Below are 18,232 nucleotides of genomic sequence, written 5' to 3'. Positions count from 1 at the left end.
TGACTATTTCTATTAACTTAAGTGGCGATACTGCACGGGGATTAACAAACCAAGATTTTGAATTTATTGCTAACCAAATAAGCGCCGATATTTTATCATCTTGTACTGACGTTTTTATTCAGAAAGTAAGTATTAGTAATGGTAGTTCGGTGATTACAAAGGAACGTTAGTATTTAATTCGTCTCACGCAGAGGTGTAGAGGTGTATACCGTAGACCTGTAAGGGAGACAAGAGGCTTCTTTTTCTTTCAGCTATTGCCTCCTTCCCATATCTGAAGTTGTCTTTCTGCCGCAACTATGCAATTGAGATGCTTGGGTGGATACAGAAAATGATCGTAAGCTAAGGCCATCTGTCTAGCAGCTTCAGTATACGGCACTCGTCCTATTCCTGTACCCAATCCAGGACAGGCAATGGTATTAATTTTTTGCCTAGCGTGTTGGTTATGCTGGCGAACTGTCAGCAGCATCGCCCACATCGCAATATAAGGAATATCTGTCCCAGCAATAATCATGGGAACTCGCATGGTAGGAGTATGAGCCAAAAAAGGATGTTTGTGATGACCTGTTTCCACAATCATTGATGTTCCCACAGGCTGTTCGCCCAAATAATCCTCAAGAATGCGTTGCTCGACTCTTGCCATTAAGGAAGGGCCGAAAAAACGGATAATTGCCGCATCTATTCCACCATCCATCATGCCGAAAGAGTTAGCAGGGCTGACCATACAATCAAAATCTGGCAACCACTCGAAATAGTCATTCACTATTTCTACATTGGGTAAATAATTAAAATTCTGTTGAAAGGCTGCACACAACAAAGAGTCGGGAGCTACCAATATCAATTTCAAGCTTTTATTTCCTCCGCTTGAATACCTATTCTAAACGTCAGCTAGGGCAACAGTCAACGGTTTTTCTGTATTATCAACCTTGTCTTTTATTAGTAGTATGTATATAATACAAAAAATGCCACTACATAACTGGTGGCTGTTTGTCGCTTGAACAAAAGGAAATTTTATGATTCCCCGAACACGTATCCGAAATATTGGTATCTCTGCCCACATCGATTCTGGTAAAACTACGTTATCAGAGCGAATTCTCTTCTACACGGGCAGAATCCACGCTATTGAGGAAGTGCGGGGAGGTGGCAAGGGTGCAACGATGGACTTTATGCCGGAGGAAAAACTACATGGCATTACCATTACCTCTGCTGCTACTACCTGTGAATGGCACGATACCCAAATTAACCTGATTGATACACCAGGACACGTGGATTTCACCATTGAAGTGGAACGCGCCCTGCGGGTATTGGATGGGGCAGTGATGGTGCTGTGTGCTGTGGCGGGTGTGCAGTCCCAGTCCATTACGGTGGATCGGCAAATGAAGCGCTACCGCGTGCCACGTTTGGCATTCATCAACAAAATGGATCGGATGGGCGCAGATCCATTTCGTGTAGTACAGGGAATACGCGATCGCTTGCAATTAAATGCAATATTGCTCCAGTATCCTATCGGCAGTGAAGACCAATTCCAGGGAGTGATAAACCTAGTAGAAATGACTGCTGACTACTTTGAGGGTGAAAACGGGGAAAACCATGTGAAAAAGTCAATTCCCGAACCTCTTAGGAATGAAGCGCAACAGGCACGGGAGAAGTTGCTAGATGCTTTATCGCTGTTCTCTGAATCGATAACCGAGATGTTACTGGCGGGTGAAGAGATTCCTAAAGCATTAATTTGGGAAACCATCCGACAGGCAACCTTGAGTCTAGAATTCACGCCTGTATTACTGGGTTCGGCATTCAAAAATAAAGGAGTGCAAAACTTATTGGATGCAGTTGTCCTCTATCTACCATCTCCCGTGGATAGGGAAGTCAAGGGACTAGGGACTGGGGATTGGGGACTGGGAACTAGGACAAGCAATTCCCAATCCCCAGTACCCAGTACCCAATCCCTAATCACTCTCTCCCCTAACCCCGATGCTTCCTTGGTGGCATTGGCATTTAAACTCACCGTTGAGTCCTTTGGGCAGTTGACCTATACTCGGATTTACTCTGGGACGCTAAAACCAGGCGATATCGTCTACAACTCGCGGACTGAACAACGGGTGCAAATCGGTCGCTTGGTGAGAATGCACGCCAATAAGCGAGAAGAAGTAAAAGTTGCCTTAGCAGGGGATATTGTGGCTCTGTTGAGTGTGGATTGTGCTTCTGGTGATACATTTTGTTCTGGTGAACCACTGGTATCTCTAGAGAAGATGTTTGTGCCGGAACCAGTGATTACGCTGGCAATTACACCCAAGAAACAGGAAGATAGCGATCGCCTTTCCAAGGCACTCAATCGCTTTCAAAGGGAAGATCCCACCTTCCGGTTGAGTATCGATCCTGAATCAGGCGCAACTCTGATTTCTGGGATGGGCGAACTCCACTTAGAAATCTACGTCGAACGCATCCAACGGGAATATAATGCCGAGGTTTACGTTGGTAATCCCGCCGTAGCCTACCGGGAAACCATTGGACAACAAGCTACTTTTGACTACCGATTCAAAAAACAATCAGGCGGCCCCGGTCAGTACGCCCATATTACTGGGTGGATTGAACCCACAGACGAGCCGTTTGTCTTTGAAAATCGGGTGGTTGGAGGTGCGATTCCCAAAGAATATATCCCTGCGTGCGAAAAGGGTTTTCGGGAGGCGATGGAATCAGGAAAGCTGGAAGGTTATCCGGTAACTGGGGTGAAAGTCGTTTTGGATGGTGGTTCCTATCACCCAATTGACTCTTCCGAATTGGCTTTCCGGTCAGCATCTCATCAAGCAATTGAGAGTGCGATCGCTAAAGCCAAACCTTACATCCTCGAACCCATTATGCTTGTAGAGGTGGAAACGCCCAACGAGTTAATAGGAAGAGTTCAGGGTGACTTATCCTCCCGTCGGGGTTTGCTGTTGGGTTCCGAGACAATGCAGGGATACACGGTGATTCGGGCAGAAGTAGCGCTGGTGCGAATGTTTGGGTATTCTACAGAATTGCGATCGCTTACTTCTGGTATGGCTAGTTTTTCAATGGAATTTGCCTGCTATCGCCAGTCCTGAACCCACATTAGCAATTAGCATCGCTCCAGATTGTCTTTTTAAAAAGACAATCTGGAGCTTAATTTAAACCTTAAATTGTAGGGTGCGTTAAAGCAGCGCGTAACGCACCGAGAAATATGGTGCGTTACAGCTAAATTAGACTTTCTCAAACCTTCAAATTCCTACACAGCCGTAACACACCCTAACTTTGAGGATGTCAGCGATATCTTTGACGTAGGGTTTGGCAACCTCTCCCAGATTTCCCAATGCCGATGCTGCACTGGAACGAACAGGAGACTCAACGGTTTTATCCTTGAGGATGTCAGCGATATCTTTGACGTAGGGTTTACCTCCCCCAGATTTCCCAATGCCGATGCTGCACGGGAACGAACAGGAGACTCAACGGTTTTATCCTTGAGGATTTTCGCAGCTTTTTGAGCAATATCCTCTGGTTTCTGAACCACCAATTTTAAATTTTTTAGATCATATTCATTGAATTTATCAAAAGCGAGTTTCTTTACTCCGTCATATCCATCATCAAGGGCGGCAACGATACCGTTAATCTGCCACGCTTCTGGCTTGGGCTTCGGCGGTTCTTTCGCACTCGCCCAAGGCAGGGCGAGGAGGAGAGTCAACAGCAGGGTAAAGGGGAAAAGGAAAAAAGGCGATCGCTTTTTAAGTAGATGCTTAGGCATGGTTGAAGCCAATTGGTAATGCGCTACGTCCCGGCGAGTTGATCGGTTCAACTCGCCACCCACATTAAAGCTCAATTAACTTGAAGCCCCAAGGTTTGAGAGCCGCTTCAGCTAGTTCTGTATTTACACCTTCATAAGCCTCCCATTCCAAGGGATGCTCTTTAGGATGTCCGTCGCCGACATTACCTGCAACTTTGATTATGGGACAGTTGGCGATGCGATCGCGCTCCAACCCTTTGGGAACTACTATTTGGATTTTATGCCCGATAAACTTTGCTGTACTTTCTTCAGCGACAGATTCACGGATTAAACAAATATCACCAGCTGTCCCCCAAGTAGTTTGGTAGATGTGGAGAAATGATATATAGGGTGCTGGCTTGATGGATCTTTTTAGAACATGCATTATCTGTAATCCTTACACTATGAGTCAAAAATCATAAATCATATAAGTATTTTCTATCACGTTCGTAGGGAAGAAGAATGTTTTTAACTCACTTTTTGCACCTAGTCTAAGTGATTAGCCTTTTTGGAGAGAGGTCAGAGTGGAATGCCATATCGCTAGAACACAATAATTGCCTACATACTAGTACACCACGGCGTAAATAAAGCTACCATTTCAAATCAACGAAAGGCTTACGCTGTATTCATTTTGAATTTTGAATTTTGAATTTTGAATTCCGCCTTGCGGTACTAGCTCCCAAAGCGATCGCAGCTAAATGTTGCTACACGAGATAATAGCAATGTCTCATTAAATTGCTGGCGATCGTCAATGTCCTTCGATAACCTCTGCAAACTACTTTCCGAAAAACATCCCGAACGTTTTGCTAGTTGGGTTTTGGGGGTTAAAATACAATCAGGATTTGATTCGACAATTATTTCGGGAGGGTATGATGCGCGAGTCAGTAATTTATCAAGAAATTCTCGCTGAAGGCGAACAACGAGGAGAACAACGAGGAGAACAACGTGGAGAACAACGTGGACGAGAAGAAGGACGAAAAACAGAAGGGCAATTGCTCATTCTCCGTCAACTGACTCGACGGGTGGGAGAATTACCCCAAGAGGTGCGATCGCAGATTGAAAATCTCTCCTTAGAACAATTAGAAAATCTTGGTGAAGCATTGTTAGATTTTCAGGCGATCGCGGATTTAGAAACCTGGTTTACTACATTAGATTAGCAATGTCCTTTTGCTAAAAAGGGAATGTTTTTACAACACAATAATTGCCCACATACTAACTGCCAATGCGATCGCAGCTAAGTGTTGCCCAAGGAGAGATCGCACTGGCTGCTTGGCAATCTTTTGCGTTAATAACATAGTCATCAACACTGAGAAAATTATCGTTGCACCTTGCAAAAAGGCAATCACAGCCGGGTGAGCAACCAATATTGGCAATTGTTCTCCAGCAAAACCAAAAGTAGCAAAGGTAACAGGTAAAATCCGCCCGCCTTCGCCTAAGCCCAAACGCAGATAATGAGCTAAGTTTCCCCCCAACACTAATGGTAAATAGCCATAAGCAAGTTCTACAAATGATTTTGGCTTCCGGTTCAAATTCAACAGTTTCAGCAAGCCATAAGCCCCAAAGGTAAAGATCGCTGGAATAATTAACACTAGCAGCGATAATCCGAAGTGCTGCCAAAACTGAGTTAAATCCAGTTGTAACCCCAACCAAGATTGTAATTCTGGCAAGCGATGCAGATATATTCCACCCAAGAGCAAAAATAATAATGCTACTTCATAGGTACGGGGTACATGAGTAGTCCACAGTTCAATTCCAGGGGGACGCAAGTTGAACTCAACGGAACGATGAGGACAGGCTTTTAGGCAAGTCATGCACAGTACGCAATCTCTGTTATCTTCTAACTGCGCGGGATGCGAGTATAAAGGACATCCATTGGTTTCCATGCCTTCGCCTTTTTGCGGCCCACCTTTATAGCACTGATACGTCGTGCAACTGGCAGAACAAATCCCTTGCTGGGCGCGGAGTTCCGTCATTGAAAGTTTGGCAAATAAACCATTCATCCCACCAATAGGGCAGAGATATCGACACCAAAACCGCCGCTCAAAAAGGGCCGAGAAAATCATCGCCCCTGCGGTAATTAACAGCAGCAAACAAGCGCTGAGGTAAGCAGTATTTTCTAAATGCCAGAGTTCTTCCCATAAGAAAATTAGGGTGAACAAACCAAACATGAACCATCCGCCCCATTTCTCAGCTTCCTGTCTCGGCCAGCGTTTGAGTTTTCGCGGCCACAGCCAGAGAGATAACTTTTGAGTAATTTCTCCATAAATCATGAAGGGACAAACAGAACACCAGATCCGTCCCAAAAAGGGAAAGAGAAATAAGAAGAAAGGCCACCACCAAGCCCAAAAGAAATTTAATACGAAATTGCGATCGCGCGTCTGTGGCCCAATAAATAATATTGCAACGATGATTGCAAAGGCTGTTGCCGTAAAACCATAATTAATGCGATCGGGCCACCAAGGACTCCGTAAAAACCGCCGCAAACGAGGATAGGCATTTAACAGATTCACCCGAAATCGTTTTTTCTTTGCTTCAGCTGGCCAGAAAATTTCTTCTGTTAATTCATTAGCACCCTCGGCTTGGACGATCGCTCTTTCAACCAGATTTTTTAATTCCTTAAGATTCCCAGGAAAATCATAAGACTGGAGGCGACGTAAAGCTTCTGGGGTGATGTGCGGTTTCGGAACGCCTCTAGCCCGAATGTAGAGACTAGTATAATATTCAACCTGTGCTTGAACATCAGCTTTCCGCACCCGTAGCGGTGGAACTTTAATAATGTGACCAACAGAACGTTCAATAGTCGGCAGAGTTTTTTCAGAAACAATCAGAATTCTGGCTTTACTGGGGCGAGGTTCAGGCGCTGTTTCTGGCGAACGAGCCACGGGGGTATATGTGCCAGTTTTAAGCAACTGCGTCACCAGGGGTAATAATTCTTCGGGCAATTCTTGGATATTGTTGAGAACTAAAGTACCTTCTCCCAACCATTCCAACAGTCCTGGTTTACCGCCAGCACGACCGAATAAATCTGCACCGCTAGTTTGCAGAATACCACAATTGACTTTAATTATCGGTTCTCGCCGTTTTGGAGAACCAAAGTGGATAAGGGCTGCTATGTTGTCCTTTTCTAACCCTGGTTCTCCAAAGATATCCACTGATTTGCGGTCAGCAGCCGATAAACGAATTTGTTCGCGCAGCCGCACAGCATAGCGACTTGTACCGACAATTCCCCGTTGCGCTTTGGTAACTAAATATGGTCGCAAAGCTATGGAACGTTCTTGTTCGTAACCAAGTGCAGATGTCGCCTGAGCTAATTCTTGAGCCAATTGGCGGGAAAAAGCCTGAGCAATTTCGGGGTATTGGGTGACTAGTTCCCGAAATTTAGCAGCAGGTACGACCCAGAAGTGACATTCAGTTACCGTAGTAATTGTGAATGGAGTTAATTCATCCAACAGCAATTCTTTGAGTTCAATCACAGCACCGGGAAGGAATCCACAAGCTAAGGCTGGGTTGGTTTCATTGGTGCTATTGCTTTCAAGTTGACCTTCTACAAGAATATAAAGGGCTTCTGGAGGAGTGCCTTCGCTAACTAAGTCAGTTTCGGCACTCACTACTTGTTCTTCGATTACTTGTGCGATCGCATTTAACACTTCAGGCGAGAGAATTCCTAAAGAGGTGCGTTCTTGTAGCCATATAACCGTTTCTGGAGATGTCACGTCGCTTTGCTCCGAATTCAAAATTCAAAATTCAAAATTCCCATAAATAAATTTAGTTGCTCTGTATCATGAGTCTTTGTCGGTCATATTAAATTCTCCGTGTAGGCTGTTATGTTATAACTGTTTTCAATTCGGTGAAATACAGTAGAAGCGCACAAATATGCTAGCCTACTGAGTATTACATCCAAACAATAACCGCTATCAAAGAAATTATCCTCTGAAAGAATGTCAAAATATCTATGTGCGGCTGTTATGGATTAATATCTGAGAATTGAGCGGGGACGAATTATGGCACTTTATCTAGACTCAGCGATCGCATCTGAAGCTGAAGTTGTTAAGCTTTGGGGATGGGTGAAAGGCATTACAACCAATCCTACGCTGTTGTCTCAAAGCGATACCCCACCAGAAACCACACTCAAAAAATTGGTTGCCTTGACTTCTGGCCCCTTATACTATCAACTTGTGGCATCTGATAAAGCTGGGATGCTAGCTGAAGGTAGAAAAGCTTTCGAGATTATTGGTTCGCAAACAATTTTAAAGATTCCCGCAACACCGTTAGGGTTTGAAGTGGTGGCGAGTCTATCACCAGAAATTACCTGTTCGGTGACAGCAATTTACAGTGCAGCCCAAGCAGCAGTTGCACGAGAGGCGGGAGCAAAAATTGCCATAGCTTATGTAAATCGGGCGACGCGGTTATTAGGTGACGGTATTGCTTTGGTGCGGGATATGGCTAGCGTCCTCAAAGGTAGTGATACGGAAATTTTGGCAGCTAGTATCAAATCTCCAGAAGTTGCAGCCGCTTCATTGCAAGCCGGGGCGGATCATTTGACTTTACCATTAGCGATGTTGCAGGCGATCGCAACTCATGAATTTTCACAAAAAACTGTTGAAGAATTTGCTAAAGGAGGCATAGGTTTAGGATAATTCGTAATTCGTAATTCGTAATTTGTAATTTGTAATTTGCAATTTGTAATTAAATATGAGTTTGTCGGATATCCCTAATCTCTGGGTTCCTCTCGCGCTTTTAGGTTTAATTATTGTCGCGGCTGTATTTTTCAGCCACAGTAATTGATTACTAAAGTATTACAAAACTTATGTCAGGTAAAGTAAGAGAGCTTTCTGCTGCCTGACAGTACTTTGGTAATAATCTACAATTGCGTTGTAGTAATCGTGTCATATCATGTCTGGATAAATACTTGTCATTACGAACGCAGCGATAGCGAAGTGAAGTAATCGCAGAGTCCGCAGCGATTGCTTCGTTCCACTCCGTTTCACTCGCAATGACATATCGGAAGTGATTAAGCGGACTTGATATCATAAGTAGTCACAGAGTGTTTAAAAATTGCCTATGAGCGCAATACTAGCGCTGCTATTGGGGAATTGCGGCGGAAATTGGCGAGTGAGAATTAAATATTTTGCGTTGGCGTAACGTTTCGCAGACAATCTTCATCAATGGCGGCTACTTGGTACGATAAAGTACAGAGTATTGCAACTTACTTTCCAGTAATCGGAAAAGGAATGCGTATATGGGCAAAGGAAGGTTAGAAGCATTCAGTGATGGGGTGATTGCCATCATCATTACTATTATGGTGCTAGAAATCAAAGTGCCGCATGGGTTCGATTTAGCTGCGCTGCGTCCGCTAATCCCCGTATTTCTGAGTTATGTGCTGAGTTTTATTTATATCGGTATCTACTGGAATAATCACCATCACTTACTACAAGCAGTCAGACAGGTTAATGGGCGTATCCTTTGGGCGAATCTGCATTTGCTGTTTTGGTTGTCGTTAATTCCCTTCGTCACTGGTTGGATGGGCGAGAATCACTTTGCTGCTATGCCAGTTGCCCTTTATGGTACGGTGTTGATGTTGGCTGCGATCGCATACTACATTCTTACCCGCGCCCTGATTTCTCACCACGGTAGGGATTCGACATTAGCGATCGCAGTCGGTGAAGACTTCAAGGGAAAAGTATCGGTGGTGTTTTATGCTGTAGCTATTCCACTTGCCTTTGTGAACTCATGGTTTGCCTGTGCATTGTACGTTTTAGTCGCGATTATCTGGCTTATCCCTGACCGTCGCATAGAGAAGACTCTCAGCGAATTTTAGATTTCTTAAGCTGCAACTTTTTCCTCAAAGGTAGCAAAGAGACAGTGAAAGCTTGGCGAAGCATTTATTAAACGATGTCTTCAGGGGGCTATGCCTACGCATTTTTAATCCAATTGCTATTCTTAAAAAAGAATAAAATTTCCCCTCCCATTAAGAACTTATTTAGTAAAACTTGTTTATAGATTTACGAAGAGCGAACATTGTTAGAAGCAAGCCTGATTAATTCTTCAACATTGTTTGAGATTGTATTGCAAATCGCATTTAAAGGTAAGTCATTGGGATCAAACCCGAAAGGTTCTTCAATTTCTGAGCCAATTTGCTCAATACTTAATAAGGTAAAACTTACAAAAGCCATTATTAAACCAGTCCACCAATTCAAAAAGCTAACAATTTCCAAAGGTAAGATCAAGCAAAAAATTAATAACAGTTGTCTAAGTTTGATAGTATATATCAAAGGCAGTGGCGTTTTTAAAATGCGTTCGCAACCACCTAAAATATCTACTAAATCATCTACGCAATTATGCAGAGTAGTTAGTTGATAGACATTTAGATATTTACGATCGTGTTGATACTGCAAGTAATCTCCTATCCAGTAAGCAATTTGTAGTGGCGGATGATTAGTATCTTGAAGTTGTAAGTATTGTTTTTCGGACATTAAAGATGCTAACTGAGTGTCTAAAGGTGCCGATCTTAGATGTAACTTCATTGCAACAGCAAAAGCAGTTACTAACCGAAGTATTGCCTCTTTTTCGACTCTATCTTGCGGTGTCTGCTCTTTAACTATTATCCAAATTCCCCGAGTTAAGTTACGAGATGTATTAACTAAAGATCCCCAGAGTTGCCGACCTTCCCAAAATCTATCATGGGCTGTATTTGTCCGAAAAACTAATAGTAATGTAAAACCAATATTAAAACTTAAAACAGCATTAGTAATAATACTACTTGAATTTTTAAATGCTATTGGCAATCCTAAATAATAGAAAAGTGATATTAAAAGACCATAGGCAGTACAAAAAAATACCCAAGGAATAATGTTAGAAATAATTGACCTTTCAAGCCGCATAGTTACTTGAAGCCAGTTCAACTTTTCGCCCTTGTAAAGGTGATACTTTTCTCTCAAAGAGTTTTTGGAATTATTTTGAAAATAGCGAAGTCTTTTCATATTGGTAAGGTTTGACGATTACATCAATTAGCAAACTAACTTTTTTCGCTGAAGTTATCTTGCTTAAGCAAGATAGATGCAAGATGTAGGTTTGCAGATAGCGACTGTCGTGCAACTCTAATCAACACAAGTTTTAGTTCTAACATTGAAATTTATTTCTGTTAACCCTCTTTAGATAGGAAAATTCAGTAAATTTGGCCAATTATTCACCATAAGCTGGGTTTTCTAGCTATTTTGGTCAAAATTGCTGGCATTTCACTTTTTTATCTGAAAATTGGGTAATTTTCACCTTTATTTCTAGTAAATTCGTAAATACTCACTTTTTCTCACTGACAAAGCATAAAATAAGGAAATATTCTAAAACTTGTGATGTCTAAAGTTTTCTAAAAATAGAGTGCTGTGAATTTATGCTTTATTTGTCTGAAGCTTGAGACTGCACAAATTTAATCAATAATTAACTTTGCTCATGCTAGAAATACCGCCAGAAATTGAGAACCAAATTAAAAGATGGCATCGAGATGCAGTGATATTGCACTCCCACAAGCGCTAGTAGTGTAACTGATTCTCTGAGACAACGAACTAATAAGGCCAATGCCAATAACGTTAATGTCTATGTTGCGATTCACTTTAATAAATTTAACGCTAAAGCTCATGGCACAGAAGTTTACGCCATTAGTAATGCATCACAAGGTATTGCTGAATCAGTTCTCAAAGAGATTGTTCAACTTGGTTTTTCTAATAGAGGAGTCAAAGATACAGGTTTCTTTGTTTTAAAGAATACACAAATGCCAGCTATTTTGATTGAGTGCTGCTTTTGTGATGCCAAGGTAGATATGGATCTATTTGATGTTGAAAAAATGGCGGAAGCAATTAAAGATGGATTAATAGGTAAGCCTAAGACGATTGAACCTAAATTTGATAAAAAATACGTTTTAGAAATTACAACGAAAACCTTCTTGAAGCCTTCTACAGAACAGGCATCAGACTTAGCAAAAGATTCTATCTTTGATATTGAACCAGGAGATTACCCAATTTTAGATGTCCGTTTTGAAGAAAATCATTATTGGGTTAAGTGGCCTGATAAAAGTCAAGGAAACAGAAACGAGCATTTTGTTTTTGCTGGACATGCCAAAGTTATAGAAAAAGATTAACTAATTCTATTTCAATCATTCATTAACATCTAGAACCCCGACTTGAGTAGGAAGCCGGGGTTATGCAAATAGTTTTTAATAGTAGAAATACATCATTACTAGATGATTTAGTAAACAATTACTTTCATAAAGATTTAGCAACAATATTTCTACAAGCTGGTATTGAAAGTGCAAAAATTCTTGGTGAGTTCGATCTATTGGATTTCACAATTTCTGCCCTGCGTAAATCGATCGCACTTCACCGTTACGGCGGATGACTGCTTCGCCATTACTAACCTCTACAAGTGTCCAACCGCTTGAGCCAATGCTTTCACCCATATTGATGCGGCGAGTCACGCCGTCAATTTTAAACAAAGCGGCAGATTTGTTACCTAACTCTAGCAATCCTTCTAAGGTATTACTCGGAGCAACTGCGATCGCAGTTGCCGGATATACTTGTTCCTGGGTAATAGTTGGTTCTGACTCTGGCGCGAGTGCTGCACGTAATGGAACCACTGGTAATGCAGGCAGAGGTTTGGGTGTTTGCCGCACGGTAATAGGTGCAGTTCGTCCAGCGACAGGTTTAAGTTCTGCTTGCACAGCCGCAGCCAACATACTGACGGTTACAGGCTTGGCAGCTTGCCGCACTGTATTCAGGGCACTTTTCACAACATTAGGTTGAGATCCCTGGAATGCGCTGGCAACTTTTGGTATGAGTGTAGGAGTTCCAGGAATCGCCGGTAGGGCGTAGCGCATTGGCGACGGCGCTTGATAAACGGGAACGTAGATCCGCTCAACAACACTGCCAGAACGGTTAAGGGCTGGTGGTATATTGTTAGCTAGAAGTGGAAGTGGTGGTAAATTACCAGTCGTTTGCCCGTTACCAAAGGCTATTTGATTAGTATTTGTCTGACTGATGAATCCCGCGCGAGATTTTTGATTGCTTTTTACTTCTTGCTTGTCTATAACTGCCAGCGCTCCCAGCATATAGTCAACCAAATCTGCCTCAATTTCTACTTTTGTTGGCAACTGCGATTGCGGCGCTAGAAGAGCTTGCTGAGTTAAGTTGGTATTTAAAAGATATACAACTCCAGACTGCACCAGATAGATAATACTAGCGATCGCCACTCCTAAAGTTGTTCCTATAATCAGCAGTTTGCCCAAAGTCCGACTACTTTTCTGACGCTTTCTACTAACTGCTTTAATGGTGCCGTTATCAAAGACAACGGTACTCAAGTGCTTGTGGTTATCTTGAACAACTGACTGTCCGTTTGGTAAGATAATCTGCGGGATCGTAACTGTTTGCAGAGGTACATATTCTGAAGGTGACTGGCGTTGAGCTTGGGAGGAAACCCCAGCAAAAGACTGACTCGATTTGTTCTGTCTAGCGTGCCTAACGGTTTGCGAAGGCAGATTATCACTAACATCCAGAATGTAGTCGATATCGGCAAACAGTTCATCCATTAGGCCATCAGCATAGTTTTCTATCGACCAAGGCTCGTTGGCGATTAAGTCTTCTGATGGTTCCGGTACTATGAGACGGGTGCTGGCTTCTTGTAACATAGACTTTCTGGGTTATTGCTAGGACGAGGAAACGCCGCGCCTACTGCCTGGGAATTAGGATTACAGATGAAATATCCAATCCGCCGTCTTATTGAGACGAGTTGGTTGAGCGCTGGTATTAAAATGAACTTTAATCTGGGGATTGTTGATGATAGCAGTACTAATATTTATGTCATCTATCATACCAATCTCCCTCCCTACTACTATACTCAGTCTTTATCAAGTTTGTGTTAAGCTAACGCTGGAAACTCTTGCTGGCTCTTAGTTCTACGTAATTCTAAATATAATAATAAAGCGTTAACATCGGCTGGGTTTACACCACCTATACGTGCAGCTTGACCAAGAGTGAGTGGTTTTACGTGAGTTAGCTTTTCCCGTGCCTCTTTGGAAAGAGTATCAATTGTTGTATAGTCCAAATCCGCAGGTAACTGGCGGTGCGCTTGGCGGGCAATTTGGTCAATTTGATTTTGTTGCCTAGCGAGATAGCCAGAATACTTAATGTCAATTTCTGCACCTTCTTTCTCGGCGCGGTTGAGGTTGGGGTTTCCCAGTCCAAACCTGTCGAGGTCAACGTAATGGAATCCCGGACGGCGCAGTAAGTCATTGAGGGTAATTGAACCTTTGATTGCTTGTTGGGTATTAGATGCGATCGCTATTCCTATTTCATCATGTTCTTTAACTCGTATAGTTTGCAATCTTTGCTTTTCTGTGGTAATGTTTGCTTTTTTTTGGGTAAATAGATCCCATCTGCGATCGTCAATTAAACCAATTTCTCGTCCCAAGGGTGTCAAACGTTGGTCGGCATTGTCAGAACGCAGTAATAAGCGGTACTCAGACCGACTGGTGAGCATCCGGTAAGGTTCCCGTAGGTCTTTTGTACACAGGTCATCAACTAGCGTTCCAATGTAACTTTGCTCGCGGGCAAAGACAATCATTTCTTGAGAACTAACAAATCGAGCCGCATTAATTCCTGCCACCAGCCCTTGGGCTGCCGCTTCTTCATAACCTGTAGTGCCGTTAATCTGTCCAGCACAAAACAGTCCGGCAACCTTCTTGGTCATCAGTGTAGGGTAACACTGAGTTGCAGGTAAATAGTCATATTCCACAGCATAAGCTGGACGCAGCATCACACATTTTTCCAAACCGGGAAGAGTCCGCAACATAAACAGTTGCAAATTTTCTGGCAACCCTGTAGAAAACCCTTGGATATAAAGTTCGGGTATATCTCGTCCTTCTGGTTCAATAAAAATTTGGTGGCTTTCCTTGTCAGCAAAGCGCACAATTTTATCTTCAATACTGGGACAATAACGCGGCCCTTTGGCTTCCACCCAACCGCCATAAACTGGCGAAAGGTGTAAATTATCTTGAATTAGGCGATGGGTTTCGGCGGTGGTGCGGGTGATATAACAAGGCATCTGTTCCCGTTCTACCCACGCATCTGGATCAAAACTAAACCAGCGAACATCTTCATCCCCTGGCTGGATTAGCATTTTACTATAATCTGCCGATCGCTTGTCTACCCGTGCTGGGGTTCCAGTTTTGAGTCTTCCGGTTTCAAATCCCAGGCGATTTAGGGTTTGTGTCAATCCCTCAGCCGCAAATTCTCCAGCGCGTCCGGCTGGCATTGATTTGTTACCAACCCAAATTTTGCCCCCTAAGAAAGTGCCAGTTGTCAAGATGACAGCTTTACATTGAAAACCTACACCAAAATAAGTTTCAACGCCGATAACTTCATCATTAGCACCCAGCACCAAATCTGTCACCATACTTTCGCGAATTGTCAAGTTTTCTTGGTTCTCGACAATATTCTTCATCACTGCTGCATATTCGCGCTTGTCCGTCTGGGCGCGTAATGCCCAAACAGCAGGCCCTCGTGAAGAGTTGAGGATACGTTTTTGCAGGTAGGTACGGTCTGCTACTTTACCAATTTCCCCGCCGAGTGCATCTACCTCATGAGTCAACTGAGATTTGGCCGGGCCACCCACTGCTGGATTACAGGGTTGCCAAGCGATTCTATCCAAGTTGAGCGTCAATAACAGGGTACGACAACCGAGGCGTGCAGAGGCCAGAGCCGCTTCGCAACCGGAGTGACCTGCACCGACGACTATGACATCAAAAGCGTCTTGGAATTCAACGGAATTGTGCATGGTCATACTTACAGGATCGGCAAGCTTAGAGTTCTTTTCAATTTTAACTGTTCCAGTGGTTTCATGGATGTAACTTTCTAATAAAAAAGTTATCAAATTTACTAGTACTCAATTAGAGACAATTTTTTATTTTTAAACTTGAGTATTAAACCAAAAACATAATATTTCTTAAAATTTGTGACAACGTTCCGGGTTATTTATCACAGCTATTGTTCATATAGTTAGTTATTAATACAATCTAATCCCTGATTGGTATGTATTCGATAATTTGTCTAATTAGGATAAAATTCAAATTCAGTAACAATAAAATATTTAGGATTTGAAGTCATCAATAACAGAACTATCAAGAAGTTAATTACCTTGGATCTTTGAATAAACTAAACAATTATTTAAAAATGAAGCTCACCATCAGAAAACAAAAAAATATTACTAGATTTTTTAGAAAGGCAAGTTTTATCGGTATAGTTATCGGGATGATTTTTGTCTTAGTAGCTAGTAATGAGATTACCCACCATCAATTTGCTAGAACTGCTCAACCATTAAATGTATGCTCGATAACTGGTTCATCACCTTGTATAGATACCTCTAAAGAAACAACATCTAAACCATTTATTCCCAACCCAGAACTAAATGGAAAACAGCGTTTTTTATCTGCGGTTAGCCAGAAGTTACCCACAATTCCCCAGCCTGGTACTTATGAATATACTTTGCTGCGAACTTATGGCGCAGTCTTTGTAAATCAAGATGTTGGAATTAAACTACCGCCAAAAAATATCCTTGTTAACGAACATGAAACCCAAGAGTTTCAATCTACTTTAACAATGGTTCATGTTGATAATACTAATGATTGTTATTTACAAAAATCGGCGGCTGATGCTCTAAATAAAGCGCAAGTTAAACAACATATACCGCTAAAATCTGGTTATGGTTCTGGTGATTGTACTCGCACTTTTAACACAAATTTAAGATTTTGGCAAAAATATGCTAATAATCAAACTTTAGCAAAAGTTCAACAGGGCAAAGAAACAAAAATTCTAGGTTTAGTTGCACCTCCCGGAACTTCACAACATCTCTGGGGATTAGCAATTGATTTACGCGTAGGTAGTAAAGAACAAAGAAAAGCTCTCAATCAAAATGGTTGGTTTCAAACTGTAGAAAATGATGTTCCACATTGGACTTATGTAGGTTTAACTGAAGATAATTTACCTCTATTTGGTTTTAAGAAACAAGCTATTAGAGGCATTATTTATTGGATTACACCACTTTGATTGTTAAATAGCATAACAACTTGGGAATACTAAGCTAAAAGATGTATTGTCAGGGATTTAGCTATGCCAAATGAAGCTGCTAACCAGGAGCAAAACTTCCTAATTGATTTATTAAGAGCGACTTATCAAAATCAGGAAGTATATCCAATTCTGCAACATAACTTAAGTAAACTCAACGATGATTTAGCTTTAATGCTGCGAAAATGGGTAAGCGATCGCTTTGCTAAAGAACCTGCCATTGCTATTAATTTAGCTAGGGTCATTATCAAACTGAGTACCATTATTCAAGAGTTTGAACAAGGGAATCTTGCGAGTAATTTGGGAATTGCGATCGCTGGTTATGAAACAGTTTTACCGATTGTTACCCATGAGGCTTTTCCTAAAGAATGGGATATCGTCCAGCAAGTTTTGATAACAGCTTATCAGCAACGCCAGCAAATTCTCTCTACAACCATTGGTGAACTTCGAGAGCAGACTTTCCAAAGCCAGACTCAAATCAATGTATTAACTGAGCAATTGCAAGAAGACTTACAACAAGCAAAGCTGCAAGTCAATGACTTAAAAACAACAATTACGCAGTTAAAACAGGAAGTAGTAAGTTCCGAGTCAACACAAAGAATAACGTCTTTAATACCTGAGTTTCAAGAGTTAAAGCAGCGTCAGATTCGCGTAGAGCAAGTTACTAATACTGCTAACACTTCGCCGAAGACTGAGCAATTCAACACAGCTATTTTCTATGATATTGAAAATTTAACAATGGGTAGAAGCAACCCGAACTTAAATTTTTCTCTCAAACAAATTCAAACAAATCTGGAAAACACTAATATAGTTAATAAAATTGCTATCCAATGTGCTTATGCTGACTGGAGTGATTCTCGATTAAGGCTACTCAAGAATGAGATTCAAGAACTTGGTATTGAAGCGATTCAAATTTTTGATTATAGTCACAAACGGAATGCAGCAGATATGCAACTAGCCATTGATGTCATGGAATTAGCTCAGAGTCGTCCTACACTGCAAGTTTTCGTTATTGTATCAGGCGATGGTGCATTTGCCGCTTTAGCTAAAAAGCTCCATGAATATGGAAAAACTGTAATTGGATGTGCTTACGAAGTACAAATTAATCGTATTCTTAAATCTGTTTGCGATCGCTTTATACCGATACCTGCTCCCCACGGAGATTTAAACACTAAACCATTGCCAAAATCCTTAAGTGCCAAAATATCCTCCTAAGCGCACGGTTCAGGCAAAGCAGAAACTGCGATCGCACCCAACATTTTCCCTATAAAACTCTCAACATCGACAAGGGAACAAGGGGAAAAAGAACTCATACCCCTTGTCCACACGGTTTCAAGAAGACTGTTTTCAAAGGTAG

At 41.9% G+C, this 18,232-nt stretch carries 13 protein-coding genes and 2 pseudogenes; 7 read left to right on the top strand and 8 right to left on the bottom strand.

The features are described 5' to 3' along the window. Positions 1-247: 247 nt before the first annotated feature. Complete coding sequence (locus CDG79_RS16315; protein WP_094343041.1) at positions 248-844, bottom strand: macro domain-containing protein; 597 nt, start codon at positions 842-844, stop codon at positions 248-250. 166 nt (positions 845-1,010) lie between these two features. Between CDG79_RS16315 and fusA the strand changes: the two genes are divergently transcribed. Then, positions 1,011-3,077 (top strand): elongation factor G, encoded by a 2,067-nt coding sequence (gene fusA, locus CDG79_RS16310; protein WP_094343040.1) that lies wholly within the window; start codon positions 1,011-1,013, stop codon positions 3,075-3,077. 161 nt (positions 3,078-3,238) lie between these two features. Here the strand turns inward: fusA and CDG79_RS16305 are convergent, their stop codons facing one another. Continuing rightward, the gene (locus CDG79_RS16305; RefSeq protein ID WP_223278176.1) at positions 3,239-3,802 is read right to left on the bottom strand and encodes a hypothetical protein; all 564 of its coding nucleotides are present in this window, start codon (positions 3,800-3,802) and stop codon (positions 3,239-3,241) included. Between the two features lie 13 nt (positions 3,803-3,815). Next, positions 3,816-4,154 (bottom strand): hypothetical protein, encoded by a 339-nt coding sequence (locus CDG79_RS16300; protein ID WP_094343039.1) that lies wholly within the window; start codon positions 4,152-4,154, stop codon positions 3,816-3,818. A gap of 436 nt (positions 4,155-4,590) precedes the next feature. On the opposite strand from CDG79_RS16300, the pseudogene CDG79_RS16295 reads away from it, so the two are divergent. After that, positions 4,591-4,926: pseudogene (locus tag CDG79_RS16295) on the top strand (DUF4351 domain-containing protein); the annotation flags it as partial. Positions 4,927-4,956: 30 nt separating this feature from the next. Here CDG79_RS16295 and CDG79_RS16290 read toward each other — a convergent pair. Continuing rightward, positions 4,957-7,482, bottom strand: coding sequence for a cyclic nucleotide-binding domain-containing protein (locus CDG79_RS16290; protein ID WP_094343038.1), 2,526 nt, complete (start codon positions 7,480-7,482; stop codon positions 4,957-4,959). A 288-nt stretch (positions 7,483-7,770) separates the two neighbouring features. On the opposite strand from CDG79_RS16290, the gene CDG79_RS16285 reads away from it, so the two are divergent. Both CDG79_RS16285 and CDG79_RS16280 read left to right on the top strand, forming a co-directional pair. Beyond that, the gene (locus tag CDG79_RS16285; protein ID WP_094343037.1) at positions 7,771-8,406 is read left to right on the top strand and encodes a transaldolase family protein; all 636 of its coding nucleotides are present in this window, start codon (positions 7,771-7,773) and stop codon (positions 8,404-8,406) included. Positions 8,407-9,008: 602 nt separating this feature from the next. Beyond that, the gene (locus tag CDG79_RS16280) at positions 9,009-9,587 is read left to right on the top strand and encodes a TMEM175 family protein (protein WP_094343036.1); all 579 of its coding nucleotides are present in this window, start codon (positions 9,009-9,011) and stop codon (positions 9,585-9,587) included. Between the two features lie 184 nt (positions 9,588-9,771). On the opposite strand, the gene CDG79_RS16275 is transcribed toward CDG79_RS16280, so the two are convergent. After that, a complete protein-coding gene (locus tag CDG79_RS16275) occupies positions 9,772-10,671 on the bottom strand; it encodes a bestrophin family protein (RefSeq protein WP_223278175.1) in 900 nt (299 codons plus the stop codon). Between the two features lie 638 nt (positions 10,672-11,309). Between CDG79_RS16275 and CDG79_RS16270 the strand changes: the two are divergent. Continuing rightward, positions 11,310-11,900 (top strand): annotated as a pseudogene (locus tag CDG79_RS16270) (N-acetylmuramoyl-L-alanine amidase); the annotation flags it as partial. Positions 11,901-12,104: 204 nt separating this feature from the next. Here the strand turns inward: CDG79_RS16270 and CDG79_RS16265 are convergent. Genes CDG79_RS16265 through mnmG form a run of 3 tightly spaced genes read right to left on the bottom strand, consistent with a single transcriptional unit; the run spans position 12,105 to position 15,595 of the window. Next, positions 12,105-13,442 (bottom strand): hypothetical protein, encoded by a 1,338-nt coding sequence (locus CDG79_RS16265; protein WP_094343034.1) that lies wholly within the window; start codon positions 13,440-13,442, stop codon positions 12,105-12,107. Between the two features lie 60 nt (positions 13,443-13,502). Beyond that, a complete protein-coding gene (locus CDG79_RS44850; RefSeq protein ID WP_262985804.1) occupies positions 13,503-13,625 on the bottom strand; it encodes a hypothetical protein in 123 nt (40 codons plus the stop codon). A gap of 47 nt (positions 13,626-13,672) precedes the next feature. Beyond that, positions 13,673-15,595 carry a tRNA uridine-5-carboxymethylaminomethyl(34) synthesis enzyme MnmG gene (mnmG, locus tag CDG79_RS16260; protein ID WP_094343044.1) on the bottom strand — a complete coding sequence of 641 codons (1,923 nt, stop codon included), beginning with the start codon at positions 15,593-15,595 and terminating at the stop codon, positions 13,673-13,675. A 389-nt stretch (positions 15,596-15,984) separates the two neighbouring features. Between mnmG and CDG79_RS16255 the strand changes: the two genes are divergently transcribed. Both CDG79_RS16255 and CDG79_RS16250 read left to right on the top strand, forming a co-directional pair. Beyond that, positions 15,985-16,857, top strand: a complete 873-nt coding sequence (locus CDG79_RS16255) for a D-alanyl-D-alanine carboxypeptidase family protein (RefSeq protein WP_094343033.1) — start codon at positions 15,985-15,987, stop codon at positions 16,855-16,857. A 63-nt stretch (positions 16,858-16,920) separates the two neighbouring features. Beyond that, on the top strand, positions 16,921-18,090 hold the full coding sequence (locus CDG79_RS16250; protein ID WP_094343032.1) for an NYN domain-containing protein: 1,170 nt from the start codon (positions 16,921-16,923) through the stop codon (positions 18,088-18,090). The last annotated feature ends 142 nt before the right edge of the window (positions 18,091-18,232 follow it).

The sequence above is a fragment of the Nostoc sp. 'Peltigera membranacea cyanobiont' 232 genome (genome assembly GCF_002245985.1).
Taxonomy (GTDB): Bacteria; Cyanobacteriota; Cyanobacteriia; order Cyanobacteriales; family Nostocaceae; genus Nostoc.
The sequence above is the reverse complement of the archived record's forward strand: the minus strand, read 5'-3'. Positions and strand labels throughout refer to the sequence as shown.